Genomic DNA, 13,029 nt, shown 5'->3' on the forward strand with positions numbered 1-13,029 from the left:
GAAGACCGCCAATATACCCTCGCTGCGTTGCGGCTGCTCAGCGCCTGTCGAAGCTGCGCGCCAGCCGGTCACCGCCTAGTTGCACCAGCGCTACGACCGCCACCAGCAAGACGATCACGGTCAGCATCACCTGCGTATCGAAGCGCTGATAGCCGTAGCGATAGGCAATGTCGCCCAGCCCGCCTGCGCCGATGGCACCGGCCATGGCCGATGAGTTGATCATCGTCACCAGCGTGATGGTAAAGCCGCCGACGATGCCGGGGCGCGCTTCTGGCAGCAATACGTGCCAGATGATGTGCCAGCGCCGACAGCCCATCGCTTGCGCCGCTTCGACCAGGCCGTGATCGACCTCGCGCAGGCTCACTTCGGCGATCCGTGCAAAGAACGGCGTGGCAGCAATGGTCAGTGGCACAACGGCTGCCCAGACACCATACGTGGTGCCGACGATCATCCGCGTGAACGGGATCAGCGCGACCATCAGAATCAGGAAGGGAATAGAGCGAAACAGGTTCACGAAGGCACCCAGCACGCGGTTGATCCCCGGTGCCTCATAGATGCCGCCTTTGGAACTGGTGACCAGAATCACCGCCAGCGGGATGCCCAGCAGCAGTGCGATCAATGACGACACACCGACCATCAGAAACGTGTCGAGGGTGCCTTGCAGCAAACGATCAACCCACATAACCCAATACCTCCGCGCGTGGCGCCAGTTGACGGGCGCGTGCCAGCAACTCGTCACGTGTATGCAGTGAGCCGGCGACCGACAGAATCAAGTGGCCGATGGCCCGCTCCTGAATGCGCTCGACCCCGCCCTGCAGCAATTGCACCTTGCCGCCCAGCGCGGCAAACAGCGCGGCCAGATCAGGCCCCTGGTCACTGGCACCGGTAAAATGCACATCCAGTAACAGGGCTGCATCAGGCCGTTGCGGCTGATCGCTCAGACGCTCGGCCCACTCCTTCGGCAGCCCGGTTTGCAGCGGTGCCAGCAGGGTTTTGCTGACGTCGTGCTGCGGGTCGCCAAACACTTGCCAGACCGGCCCTTGCTCGACTATCCGGCCTTGCTCCAGCACCACAACGCGGTGGCAGATATCACGAATAACCGCCATTTCATGGGTGATCAGCACGATGGTCAGGCCCAGGCGCTGATTGATTTCGCGCAACAGGCCCAAGATCGACTGAGTGGTTTCCGGGTCCAGTGCTGAAGTGGCCTCGTCGCACAACAGGATTGCGGGATCATGCACCAGTGCGCGGGCAATGCCGACGCGCTGTTTCTGCCCGCCGGACAGTTGCGCGGGGTATGCGTTGTGCTTGTCCTGCAACCCCACCAGTTCCAGCAACTGCGCGACCTTGCGCGCGCGTTGCTCCCTGGGCACGCCTGCGACCTTGAGCGGCAGCTCGACGTTCTGCCAGACGGTCTTGGCCGACATCAGGTTGAAGTGCTGGAAGATCATGCCGATGCGTCGGCGCAGCTCCACCAGTTTGTCTTCGTCGAACTCGCCGATGTCCACCTGATCAATCAGCACCCGGCCGCTGCTGGGTTGTTCCAGGCGATTGATGGTGCGGATCAGCGAGGACTTGCCTGCGCCGCTGCGGCCGATAATGCCGAAGATCTCGCCGCGCTGGACAGCCAGGTCGATATTGCCCAGCGCTTCAACGGGGCCTTGCTTGCCGTGATAGGTCTTGCCCAGGTTGATGAACCGCACATGGGCGCGATTCAGCTCCGGGTGCAGCTCGGCCTGTTGCGCCAGTGTGCTTGCGCTCGGGGTATCGAGTGGCAGTTGGCGTTGCGCGGTTGCGGTCATTCTTTCCATCCTACCTGGTAAAGCTTGCCGTTGACCTTGTCCAGCGAAGCGCGGACGACGGGCGAGTGCTGATAGATATCGACGAATTTCGCCAGACGCGGGTCGTCCTTGTGGTCAGGTTTGATCACGAACTGAATGACGTATTCCGGGTGGTCCAGGCCATCGAACAGGATGGCCGAGTCGGCGGGAAAGGTTTTGGCCAGACGGATATAGGCGGGGTAGCCCTGCACCAGATCGGCGTCATCGTAGGCGCGCACCAGCTGCACGGCTTCAACCTGAATGATCTTGAGCTTTTTCGGGTTGGCGGTGATGTCTTCCTCTGTCGCCTTGTAGCCGACGCCTTGCTTGAGCGTGATCAGCCCGGCCTTTGCCAGCAGTTGCAGGCCGCGTCCGCTGTTGATCGGGTCATTGGCAATGGCCACGGTGGCGCCGGTCGGCAGCTCATCAAAGCTTTTGTACTTTTTCGAGTACAGACCCACGTTGTTGATGATCCCCGGCGCATAGGGCACCAAGCCGAAACCGGCGGCTTCATTGGCGTTGGTCAGGAAAGGGATGTGCTGGAAGTAGTTCACGTCGATATCGCCTGCGGCGAGGGTGACGTTGGGGGCGATCCAGTCGGTGAATTCGACCAGCTCGACTTTCAGGCCCTGCTTGCCAGCTTCTTCTACAGCGGCTTCAAGCGGTATGGCGAAGGCTGCCGTGGTGCCGACTTTCAAGGGCTTGTCGTCAGCGTAAGCGGTCAGGGTCAACAGCCCGAGGGCCAGTGCAGCGAGGGTTTTGCTCATGGTGCGGTCCTTTAAGAAATTATTGCTCCTGCGTTCTGCACAAAGTCCTGAGATTCCTTGAATATGGAGCTTTGTGGGAGCGGACTTGTCCGCGAAGACGGTATCTCAGTAGATGCATTTTCAAAGAATATACCGGCCCTCTCGCGGACAAGTCCGCTCCCACGGCCTTCGGCCAGAATCAAGAGCAGACTTATGTATAACGCCGAGCATTCTGCGTGGTAATGCCGTTCTGGACGCTCTGCGTCCGTTTGATAATCAAATACGCCGGTGTGCCGCTCCCGCGTGCCGTTCCGGCAATCGATCCGTACCTTCCGGAAACAGTTTTTTGCGCAGGCTGCCGTCTTCGTAAGCGGTCTTGTATGACCCGCGGCGTTGCAACTCCGGGATCACCAGATCGATGAAGTCCTCGTAGCTCTCTGGCGTGACGATGCGGGTCAGGTTGAAACCGTCCAAGCCGGTTTCTGCAATCCACGATTCCAGCTCATCAGCGACCTGTTCAGGCGAGCCGACCAGGGTGATGTAACGGCCGCCCAGCGCGTGCTGATCGAGCAGTTTCTGGCGGGTCCAGTCGTTGTTTTTCAGGTTTCTGGTCGCGGACTGAATGGCGTTGCTCTTCACGTATTGAATGGGTTCGTCCAGTTCGTATTCGGCAAAATCGATACCGGTCGACGCCGCAAAGTGCGCCACGCCTGCTTCGGCGCTGGCATGGTGGCGGTACTCGGCGTGTTTCTCCCGAGCCAGCGCCTCGGTCGCGGCGACAATGACGTTAAGGCCCATGAACACCTTGATGTCCTCCGGGTTGCGCCCGGCCTTCACTGCGCTGGCGCGCACCTTGTCTACCTGCTCGCGGGTCGCGGTCTTGTTCTGGCCGCTGATGAACACGCATTCTGCGTTTTGCCCGGCAAATTGCAGGCCGCGCTCCGAACTGCCGGCCTGAAACAGCACTGGCGTGCGTTGCGGTGACGGCTCGCACAGGTGGTAGCCCTCGACCTGATAGAACTCGCCCTGGTGCCGTACCTTGTGCACCTTGCCCGGCTGGGCATAGACGCGCTGCTCGCGGTCATTGATGACGGCATCGTCTTCCCAGCTGCCTTCCCAGAGCTTGTAGAGCACCTCCAGGTATTCATCGGCCTGATCGTAACGGCGGTCGTGCTCGTTCTGCTCGGTGAGACCCATCGCTCGCGCCGCGCTGTCGAGGTAGCCGGTCACGATGTTCCAGCCCACCCGGCCACGGCTCAGATGATCGAGTGTCGACATGCGCCTGGCGAACAGATAGGGCGCGTCGTAGGTCAGGTTGGCCGTCAGGCCAAAGCCCAGGTGTCTGGTCACGCCAGCCATTGCCGAAACCAGCAGCAGCGGGTCGTTGACCGGTAACTGGATGGCTTCCTTGAGGGTGACGTCCACCGAGTTTTGATAGACGTCGTACACGCCCACGATGTCGGCGATGAACAAACCGTCAAACAGACCACGTTCCAGCAGTTTCGCCAGCTCGGTCCAGTATTCCAGGCTGTTGAATTGCGTTGAGGTATCACGCGGATGCGTCCACAGACCATGATTGATATGGCCGATGCAGTTCATGTTGAACGCGTTGAGGAGGATCTTTTTACGCGCCATCAGATCGTCCCCCGCAACGGAGGGTTGGTGTCGTTGAGGTAGTAATTGCCGATGGCGTGAAACTTCCAGCGCACCGGATCGTGCAGCGTATGAACGCGCGCATTGCGCCAGTGGCGATCCAGGCCGTGTTCAGCCAGTGTCGATTGACTGCCAGCCAGTTCGAACAACGTGCTGCCGGCCGCCAGGGAAATCTCCGTGCTGATGGCGCGGGCTTCGGCAACGGCTATCGAGGCGGCGGCCACGGTTTCGGCATTGCTGTCTGCCTGGGCAACGTCGAGAAACTCCCCGGCGCGCTCGAGCAGTGCTTCGGCGGCGTGCAGGCGAATACCGAGTTTGCCGAAGCTGTGCAGCGTCAGCGGGTCGTCCACGGCCTTTTCGATACCCGAGTCGATCCACGGCCGGGTGCGCGTCTGCACGAAGGTCAGGGCGTCCTCAAAGGCTGCGCGGGCGATGCCGGTGTCGATCGCGGCATGAAGAATCTGCGCCAGCGGCCCGACCGTAGTGGGGCGCTGGAAAGCGCTCTGGAACGGCACGACGTCGTTGGCGCGGACGTACACGTTGTCGAACAGCACCGAGCCGCTGCCCGTGGTGCGCTGCCCGAAACCGCTCCAGTCGTCGATGACGGTCAGGCCTTCGCTGTCATGCGCGACGAAAACCAGTTGCTGCACACCCTCGTCGTCGATCACCGAGGTGGGAATACGTTGCGCGTACAGCGCGCCGGTCGCGTAGAACTTGCGGCCATTGATGCGATAACCGTCGCCGTCACGGGTCAGGCGAGTGGTGCGGTCATGTGCCGTTTTGGTTCCCAGTTCGGCCAGCGCGTTGCCGAACCGCACGCCAGCCAGCGCCTCGGCATACAGTTGCGCCTGTTGCTGCGGGTTGCCGTTCACGCGCAACACCTCGAGGGCATAGAAATGGTTTTGCGGAATCTGGCCCAGCGAGCCATCGGCTTCGGAAATCAGCTGTATCACCTTGGCCAGCGTCACGTTTGAAACACCCGCGCCGCCAAAGGCCTTCGGGACACTGATGCCCCACAGACCGGACTGACTGAACAGGTCGAGTTCGGCATGAGGCAAACGACGCTCGCGGTCGCGTTGTGCGCTGTCGGTCTTGAAGTGCAGGGCCAGTTCGCGGGCTGTTTGCAGGGCCTGAGCGTCACTGGTAATCAGCGCTGCGTTGTCGCGCGCCTGAAGGTTGGAACTCATCAAAGGTGTTCTCCAGTGGTCTGGTTCAGATCCAGGAATGGCGAGCAGGCAGGGTGCCGTTCAAATGCCAGGTGCCGACTGCGTGGTATTTCCAGCGCACCGGGTCGTGGAGGGTATGGACGCGTGCGTTACGCCAGTGGCGGTCGAGATTGAACTCGGCCAGGGTCGCGCGGCTGCCCGCCAGTTCGAACAGCTTTTCGCTGGCCAACAAGGAGATTTCGGTGGTAAGCACCTTGGCACGCGCCACGGCAATGGAAGCGCGCGCTGCCGAGTGCTCGTCTATGGGCGCAGCGTTGATTTCGTCGAGTTCCTGACCCGCCTTGCGCAGTAACGCTTCGGCGGCGTGTAGCTCAAGTTTCAGCTTGCCGATGTCGGCAATCACGTAGAGATCGTCGCTGGCACGCTCGACATTGGCGTCGATCCACGGACGGGATTTCTCGCGAACGAACGCAATCGCATCATCAATTGCACCGCGAGCAATGCCCGCGTCTATCGCGGCCTGGATCAACTGCGATACCGCACCCTGAATATTGGGCGTCAGGGCCAGACGCCAGTTGTCGACCACCTGCCCGGCGTCGACCGCAACATTGTCGAGCAGCACGGTACCGCTTGCGGTGGTGCGCTGGCCAAAGCCCGACCAGTCATCGACGATGCGCAGCCCCGGTGTGCCGCGTTTGACGAAGGCCATGATCTGCCGGCCCTGATCATCCAGCGCCTTGACCGCGACCCAGTGCGCAAACAACGCGCCGGTGGAATAGAATTTTTGTCCGGTGATGGTCAGGCGGTCGCCATTGGCGGTGATCCGTGCCTTGAGTTCCAGCGTGTTTTTGGTGCCACGCTCCGGCCCGGCGTTGCCGATGCGCCAGCCGTCCAGCACGCTCTGAAACAGTGTTTTTTTCTGCTGTTCGGTGGCGCTGCCCTGCAGCAGGTGCAGGATGCCAAACTGATTTTGCGGAATTTGTCCCAATGCGGGGTCGGCAGCAGAAATAATCCTGAACACCTCGGCCACCGTGACGAACGATACTTGCGGCCCGCCGTACGCGCGCGGGATGGATATGCTGCCCAGTCCGCTACGGGTGAATTGTTCGATTTCAGCCCACGGCAAAGCGCGTTGCCGGTCGCGGTTTGCAGCATTGATCCTGGCTGCCGCTGCCAGTTCATGAGCGGCTGCAATGGCCTCGGCGTCGTTTTGCAACACTTTGGCCGCAAGCAGTCGGGGAGCTACGTCAGGCTCTTGTGAAGCCTCGACGTGGTGGGCTGCTACCGCCGCCGGATCAGACTCGCGTCGCTCACCGTCAGTAGGTACAGCCCTGGGTTTATCCACAGGGGTAGTTGTGAAAGGGACCATCGGAACCTCGTAGCAGTAGACCGCATCAAGTGCGGCTGGAAAACATCACGATGTCCGGTGGTCCGGTATATATACCCTAAGCGTGTATAAAATTTTTTAAAACGTGCTTTTTGGAATAAGCATAGACAGTAATTGTCAGTCGTCTGCGTCCGTTCAGCGCCTCAACCGACGTCACCCGAGGTGCCAGACCGAGGTGCAGAATCAAATGCGAAATGAACACCGCTGACGCCTGCGCGATTTCGCCGTTTATTGCATGCGCGGCATAGGTTTAAACAGTAGCGGACATAAGTTGCCAATGTTTATTTTATGGATGACTGCTATCACCGTGCCGGCTATTTTGCAGGTGATTTTTTCAGGAGCCTCGATTATTCGATTCGTCGTATTCAATCAGTGTAATGGCCCAGTGGCTGAACCCGTATTACCCGTGGCGGAGCCCAGAGCGAGTTGTTACCCACTCGGTCGATAACACAGTAAGTCACTTCCAGTTGTTGTTCCTCTCCGCCTTCCAGTATCAGCGCGGGCGGCACGACCAGATCGACAGGCTCACCGACGTCTTCGGCAACAAGCGGCGGCAGGTCCATACGCAAATCGCCCCAGCGCACAGTGATCTCGTCGTGAACAGCCATGTTCAGGTACGGCTCGATGGTCATCGGTAAACCGCCTTCCAGGTGCCTGCGCGACAGTCCTCGACGTATTACCGATGGCACAACATACAGCGGTGCCAGCCCCTGGTTTTCTTCCGTATTGGTGCTGACCAATTGCCCGCCTGGTGCGTTCAGCTTCACCCACAGCTTGCGGCAGGGCGAGGTTACGGGCAAACCGCCTATTTTCATGACCCGGTAGTAAGTTCTTGCTTTGCCGTTCTGTAGAAAGCTTTCCGGCACGCGTAGGACAACGGGTTTGCCGACGTCGGATGCCTTCAATATTTTTGACGCGACGTAACAGCCGTCCCAGAACAGTTCGATCAGGTCTCCCTCGTCCATGCTGTCATAGGGGGCCACATGAACAAGCAGTTGAGAGGCACCTCTCACGCCTATGCCATGTCGGCTGGCCAGCGGTATGGAAGGGGCTGACAGGCCCATAGGGGTCGGTTTGCAAATGATTTGGCTCATGTACGGGTGCTCCTGATAATCAATAGTTCAAGTAACGATTCGTCATAAATTGTCATGTTGAAGTAATAATAGGTGCGCTTAAGGCGGTGGGATAAGTACCTTAAATATCCAACTTATGGCAAACATTACAAATGGTATGAAAAGAGGGCTTGAAACTTTAGTGTCTCACTAACTGAGTGATGTGTATGAGCTAATGGGCTTTGCAGGCACTTGTCAATATGTGGGTGGCGTTTGCTAGTGTTTTACTTGAAAACCGGAGACTTCCTACACGGTTTATTTGGAACTGTTTACTTCGCGATAAACAACCGTCCTACCACAAAGTACCAATAGCAACAGGCAGTAACCGACGGAGGAGGGCTCAGAAGAGGGTGTTCGGCAAGGGGCGTGTGTCTCAGGCCAGCCGACTATGAATCAGGTATGAGAGCTGACGTAGGCCGATTTTATTATTTCGATGATTTTTCGGAAAATTACGCGGGAATTGAGCAAGGATCTTGAACGATTAACGCCTTCTGAAATGTAAGAAAAAAGCAGCGCCGTTGATGGACGCTGCTTTTTTGGGGACCTACCGGCATGATCAGTGACGCGTGCGCTCAAGAAACTGCCGTGTGCGCTCTTCCTTAGGGTCGGCGAACAGTGCTTTGGCTTCGCCTTGCTCCACGATCACCCCCTTGTCGATGAAGATCACCCGGTTGGCGACCTCCCGTGCAAAGCTCATTTCGTGGGTGACGATTACCATCGTGCGCTTTTCTTCGGCCAGGGCGCGAATAGTGGTCAGCACCTCGCCAACCAGTTCCGGGTCCAGTGCCGAGGTTGGCTCGTCGAACAGAATCACTTGCGGCTCCATCGCCAGCGCCCGTGCAATCGCCACGCGCTGCTGCTGCCCGCCCGAGAGACGACGCGGGTAGGCGTCTTCCTTGCCGGTCAGACCGACCTTGGCGAGCAGTTTCCTGCCCAGCGCCTCGGCGGCTTCCCGCGCGACCTTCTTGACCACTACCGGGCCTTCAATGACGTTTTCCAGCGCTGTGCGATGCGGAAACAGATTGAAGTTCTGAAACACGAACCCTACCTGCTGGCGCAACTGGCGAATCAACCCCTGTTGCTGGTTCATGGAGCGTGTGCCATCGATCTCGATGTCACCCACCTTGATCCTGCCGCTATCCGGCGTCTCCAGCAGGTTCAGGCAGCGCAGCAGGGTGGTCTTGCCCGAGCCACTGGGACCGATGATGGCGACGACTTCCCCGGCTTCTATACGCAGATCGATGCCCTTGAGCACCTGATTGCCCTTGAATTTCTTGGTGAGTTTTTCAACGACTATCATGCGTCAGGTCTCCAGATCATGCCGGTTGACCCTGGCTTCCAGCTTGTTTTGCAGGTGCGAGAGCGCCGTGGCAAGGATCCAGTAGATCAGTGCGGCGGCCAAGTACATGGTGAAAATTTCAAAGGTACGTGCGGTGATCAACTGCGCCTGGCGGAACAGCTCCGGCACCTGAATGGTGGCGGCCAGCGCGGTGTCCTTGACCAGCGAAATGAAGCTGTTGCCCAGCGGCGGCAAGGCCGTGCGTGCTGCTTGCGGCAGTATGGCCCGGCGCATGGTCTGCCAGCGGGTCATGCCGATGCTTGCGGCAGCCTCCCACTGACCGCGTTCCACGGAGCTAATGGCCGCACGCAGAATTTCACAAGCATAAGCGGCCATGTTCAACGAAAAGCCGATCAGTGCCGCGCTCAGAGGTTCAAGCTGGATACCCAGTTCCGGCAGGCCGTAATAAATCACGAACAGCTGGACCAGCAAGGGCGTACCGCGAAAGAACGACACGTAGATGCGTGCAATCCAGTTCACCAGTTTGAGGCGCGACAGGCGCATCAATGCCAGGCCGAAGCCCAGCAGCAACCCGAAAAACATCCCGCCCAGGCTGAGGAAGACAGTGTAATACGCGCCCTTGAGCAGAAAGGGCGCGGAGTCCAGCGCGAGCTGAAGGCTCTCTTCGATCATTTGGTGACGTCAGCGTTGAAGTATTTCTTCGACAGTTTTTCCAGGGTGCCGTCCGCGCGCAGTTTGTCGATCGCCTTGTCGATAGCTGCCTGCAACTCGGGTTCGCCTTTGCGCAGGGCAATGCCGGACTCCTGACGTGAAAACGCGTCACCTGCGGGCACCAGTTTGTTTTTGGTCTTGGTAGCCATTTCCAGAGCTGCCAGACGGTCAACGAGAATCGCGTCGATACGGCCTACACTCAGGTCCTGGATTTTGCTCGGGTCATCGTCATAGGTTTTGACGATTGCGCCCGGGACGTTTTCCTTCAACCATTGTTCGTAGTTGGTGCCCAGCCCCACGCCAACCTTCTTGCCGGTCAGGTCCTTGGCTGTCTTGATGGTGTCTGCGTTCTTCTTCAGAACCAGCGCCTGAATGCCGGACACGGTGTAGGGCTCGGAGAAGTCGTACTTCTTCTTGCGCTCCTCGGAGATGGTCACCTGATTGATCACCACATCCAGACGCTTGGAATCCAGAGCGGCCAGAATGCCGTCCCATTTCGATGGCTGGATCTTGGCTTTCACACCCAGTTCCTTGGCCAGCGCTTCGGAAAACTCGACTTCGAAGCCGGTGAGCTTGCCGTTTTCATCGACGAAGCTGAACGGCGGGTAAGTGCCTTCAAGGCCCACATTAAGCGTGCCGCTATCCTTGATTTTCTGCAGTTGCTCGCCAGCCATGGCTTGCCCGGCGATACCGGTACCGAGCATCAAGCTCAGTGCCGAGAAAAGAAACGTGCGACGAATAGCGGAAATGTTCATGCGAGCCCCTTGTTGATATGGAAGTGTCTGGCCTTTTTCTGACCCGACTCAAGCAACTTCGTGCTGATTATTCAGCTTTTTTCAGGCAGTTACGTCAGGTGTTCCGTCAGTGTTGTTGTCTGCCGGGCGCGGCTATATAGCCATCTGCTTATGAGGAAAAATAACAAAAAAAGTTATTTTCCCTTCCAAAAGGCATAAACGCTGCACAGGCTGAAAAGTTACTGATCAAACGCATCCGGGTAGGCAAACAGCGCCGGAGCACCGCCAGTGTGCAGAAAGATCAGCGGGCCGTCGTTGAAGCGTTGACGGCCAATGCCATCCAGCAAGCCGGACATGGCCTTGCCGGTATAAACCGGGTCCAGCAACAGCCCTTCATGGCTGGCCACCAGCTTGATCGCTGCCAGCGTACCGGCGTTCGGTTCGCCATAACGCGGAGCGAAATATTCGTCCCACAGTTCAACCTTGAAGTGCTCCGGCAGGGCGATATCCAGTAATTCTGCCGTACGCTCGGCCAAGCCCTGCACTTTGGGCAGTTGTGCTTCTTCACTGCGCGAAACGGTCACGCCGATAACCGGCAATTGCGGCAACTCGTGAGCCAGTGCCAACGCCAGGCCGCTGTGGGTGCCCGCGCTGCCGGAGGCCAGAACAACCGCCGCAAAGTCGATGCCGGTCTGCTTGATCTGCTCAGCCAGTTCCAGCCCGGCGCGAACATAACCCAGCGCACCGACCGGGCTTGAGCCACCGATGGGCACCAGATAAGGCTTCTTGCCGCTGGAGCGCAGACGCGCAGCCAGCGCGTGCAGTTGTTCGTCGGCGTTGTCGAGGTTTTCGACCAGCTCGACCTTGGCATCGAACAGCTCCAGCAGCAGGCGATTGCCGTTTTTCAGGTAACTCGGGTCTTCAGTGCCGATGGGGTTTTCCAGCAGCGCCACGCAGCCAAGGCCCAGGCGCGCCGCCAGGGCAGCAGTCTGGCGAACATGGTTGGACTGGATAGCGCCCGCAGTGATCAGCGTGTCGGCACCTTGGGCCAGCGCGTCTGCGGCGAGGTATTCAAGTTTGCGAACCTTGTTGCCGCCCAGCGCCAGGGTGGTGGTGTCATCACGCTTGATGTAGATATCGCGATCTGCCCAGATCGACAGGCGCTCAAGCTTTTCCAGAGCCGTCGGCGCGCTGATCAAGTCCAGGCGATTGAAACGGGCAAGCTGATTTTTGATCATGGTGGTCGGTAAGCCGTGTAGAGAGTCACCGGACTATAGGCAGACGTTTCCCGCACGGCAACTTATCTGTGCTCACTGCTCTGTTGGCGTATTCCTACAGAAATTGTTGTTTTTTTCGTCTGAATGTTTGCCGTAGAGTGGTAACAGCAGCGGCCAGCACTGTCGGTCGCCACCCTTCACATCAAGGAGAGTCAAGCGTGAGCGATATTCCAGAAGCATCCGCCGACGGCAGTTCCAGCCACTGGCAGTTGCAGCGGATCGTCAGCCAGTTGCGCGGCGCGCGTGAAGACTGGCGGGCGCGCAACCGTCGGGTAAGCGGCGAGCACGGCGGGCGCGAACTGCCTTCGCGTGCAGCCATGGGCGAAATTCTTGAAGCGCTGAGCGGGGCGTTGTTCCCGATGCGGCTTGGCCCGGTGGACCTGCGTGAAGAAAGCGAAGATTTTTACGTGGGGCATACGCTGGATGTGGCACTCAATGCGCTGCTGGCCCAGGCCCGCCTGGAGCTGCGCTACGTCGCCCATCAGCAGGGCGGTGACCTGAAGAGCATCGATGCGCGAGCGCTCGAGCTGATTCAGGGTTTCGCCATTGCCCTGCCGGGTATTCGTCTGTTACTGGACACTGACGTGCTGGCCGCCTACCACGGCGACCCGGCCGCACGCAGCGTCGATGAAGTGCTGCTGTGCTACCCCGGCATTCTGGCGGTGATCCACCATCGTCTGGCGCACCATTTGTATCGCGCCGGTTTGCCATTGCTGGCGCGCATCAGCTCGGAGATCGCCCATTCGGCGACCGGTATCGATATTCATCCGGGCGCGCAGATCGGCCCGAGCTTCTTTATCGACCATGGAACAGGCGTGGTAATTGGCGAAACCGCGATCATCGGCGAGCGGGTGCGGATCTATCAGGCCGTGCCCCTGGGCGCCAAGCGCTTCCCGTCGGACGAGGACGGCCAGTTGCAGAAAGGCCATGCACGGCACCCAATCGTTGAAGACGACGTGGTGATCTACGCGGGTGCGACTATTCTGGGGCGCATCACCATTGGCAAGGGTTCGACCATCGGCGGCAATGTCTGGCTGACGCGCAGCGTACCGGCGGGCTGCAACCTGACCCAGGCCAATTTGCTGCAACAGGATGATTGCAGCAAGAAGTGAGATCGCTCCGT

General features: G+C 59.0%; 12 protein-coding genes. 1 reads left to right on the forward strand and 11 read right to left on the reverse strand.

Translation table 11 applies throughout. The features are described 5' to 3' along the window. Window positions 1-37: 37 nt before the first annotated feature. The 11 genes from LJU29_RS01415 to LJU29_RS01465 form a co-directional block, all read right to left on the reverse strand. Window positions 38-682, reverse strand: coding sequence for a methionine ABC transporter permease (locus LJU29_RS01415; RefSeq protein ID WP_002551596.1), 645 nt, complete (start codon window positions 680-682; stop codon window positions 38-40). Continuing rightward, on the reverse strand, window positions 672-1,802 hold the full coding sequence (locus LJU29_RS01420; protein ID WP_057423783.1) for a methionine ABC transporter ATP-binding protein: 1,131 nt from the start codon (window positions 1,800-1,802) through the stop codon (window positions 672-674). The genes LJU29_RS01415 and LJU29_RS01420 overlap by 11 nt, the downstream gene beginning before the upstream one ends. Next, the gene (locus tag LJU29_RS01425; RefSeq protein WP_005730953.1) at window positions 1,799-2,587 is read right to left on the reverse strand and encodes a MetQ/NlpA family ABC transporter substrate-binding protein; all 789 of its coding nucleotides are present in this window, start codon (window positions 2,585-2,587) and stop codon (window positions 1,799-1,801) included. The genes LJU29_RS01420 and LJU29_RS01425 overlap by 4 nt, the downstream gene beginning before the upstream one ends. Window positions 2,588-2,842: 255 nt before the next feature. Then, window positions 2,843-4,201: an LLM class flavin-dependent oxidoreductase gene (locus LJU29_RS01430; RefSeq protein WP_005752440.1), complete on the reverse strand. Its 1,359-nt coding sequence runs from the start codon at window positions 4,199-4,201 to the stop codon at window positions 2,843-2,845. Beyond that, a complete protein-coding gene (locus tag LJU29_RS01435; protein WP_005743150.1) occupies window positions 4,201-5,406 on the reverse strand; it encodes an SfnB family sulfur acquisition oxidoreductase in 1,206 nt (401 codons plus the stop codon). Before LJU29_RS01435 ends, LJU29_RS01430 begins: the two co-directional genes overlap by 1 nt. Before the next feature lie 25 nt (window positions 5,407-5,431). After that, window positions 5,432-6,604, reverse strand: a complete 1,173-nt coding sequence (locus tag LJU29_RS01440; RefSeq protein WP_004654156.1) for an SfnB family sulfur acquisition oxidoreductase — start codon at window positions 6,602-6,604, stop codon at window positions 5,432-5,434. Window positions 6,605-7,137: 533 nt separating this feature from the next. Continuing rightward, complete coding sequence (locus tag LJU29_RS01445) at window positions 7,138-7,866, reverse strand: hypothetical protein (protein ID WP_005743148.1); 729 nt, start codon at window positions 7,864-7,866, stop codon at window positions 7,138-7,140. A gap of 574 nt (window positions 7,867-8,440) precedes the next feature. Next, on the reverse strand, window positions 8,441-9,184 hold the full coding sequence (gene tcyN, locus LJU29_RS01450; RefSeq protein WP_005743147.1) for an L-cystine ABC transporter ATP-binding protein TcyN: 744 nt from the start codon (window positions 9,182-9,184) through the stop codon (window positions 8,441-8,443). A gap of 3 nt (window positions 9,185-9,187) precedes the next feature. Further along, window positions 9,188-9,856, reverse strand: a complete 669-nt coding sequence (gene tcyL, locus LJU29_RS01455; RefSeq protein WP_002551604.1) for a cystine ABC transporter permease — start codon at window positions 9,854-9,856, stop codon at window positions 9,188-9,190. After that, window positions 9,853-10,650, reverse strand: coding sequence for a cystine ABC transporter substrate-binding protein (gene tcyJ / locus LJU29_RS01460; protein WP_002551605.1), 798 nt, complete (start codon window positions 10,648-10,650; stop codon window positions 9,853-9,855). Before tcyJ ends, tcyL begins: the two co-directional genes overlap by 4 nt. A gap of 218 nt (window positions 10,651-10,868) precedes the next feature. Continuing rightward, window positions 10,869-11,867: a D-cysteine desulfhydrase gene (locus LJU29_RS01465; RefSeq protein ID WP_002551606.1), complete on the reverse strand. Its 999-nt coding sequence runs from the start codon at window positions 11,865-11,867 to the stop codon at window positions 10,869-10,871. A gap of 197 nt (window positions 11,868-12,064) precedes the next feature. Between LJU29_RS01465 and epsC the strand changes: the two genes are divergently transcribed. Then, on the forward strand, window positions 12,065-13,018 hold the full coding sequence (epsC, locus tag LJU29_RS01470) for a serine O-acetyltransferase EpsC (RefSeq protein WP_257111551.1): 954 nt from the start codon (window positions 12,065-12,067) through the stop codon (window positions 13,016-13,018). The last annotated feature ends 11 nt before the right edge of the window (window positions 13,019-13,029 follow it).

The organism is Pseudomonas ficuserectae (assembly GCF_024584585.1).
Taxonomy (GTDB): Bacteria; Pseudomonadota; Gammaproteobacteria; order Pseudomonadales; family Pseudomonadaceae; genus Aquipseudomonas; species Aquipseudomonas amygdali.

Coding starts and splice junctions, on each gene's coding strand:
- LJU29_RS01415 (WP_002551596.1), bottom strand. CDS start 682: ATGTGGGTTGATCGTTTGCTGCAAGGCACCCTCGACACGTTTCTGATG.
- LJU29_RS01420 (WP_057423783.1), bottom strand. CDS start 1,802: ATGACCGCAACCGCGCAACGCCAACTGCCACTCGATACCCCGAGCGCA.
- LJU29_RS01425 (WP_005730953.1), bottom strand. CDS start 2,587: ATGAGCAAAACCCTCGCTGCACTGGCCCTCGGGCTGTTGACCCTGACC.
- LJU29_RS01430 (WP_005752440.1), bottom strand. CDS start 4,201: ATGGCGCGTAAAAAGATCCTCCTCAACGCGTTCAACATGAACTGCATC.
- LJU29_RS01435 (WP_005743150.1), bottom strand. CDS start 5,406: ATGAGTTCCAACCTTCAGGCGCGCGACAACGCAGCGCTGATTACCAGT.
- LJU29_RS01445 (WP_005743148.1), bottom strand. CDS start 7,866: ATGAGCCAAATCATTTGCAAACCGACCCCTATGGGCCTGTCAGCCCCT.
- tcyN (WP_005743147.1), bottom strand. CDS start 9,184: ATGATAGTCGTTGAAAAACTCACCAAGAAATTCAAGGGCAATCAGGTG.
- tcyL (WP_002551604.1), bottom strand. CDS start 9,856: ATGATCGAAGAGAGCCTTCAGCTCGCGCTGGACTCCGCGCCCTTTCTG.
- tcyJ (WP_002551605.1), bottom strand. CDS start 10,650: ATGAACATTTCCGCTATTCGTCGCACGTTTCTTTTCTCGGCACTGAGC.
- LJU29_RS01465 (WP_002551606.1), bottom strand. CDS start 11,867: ATGATCAAAAATCAGCTTGCCCGTTTCAATCGCCTGGACTTGATCAGC.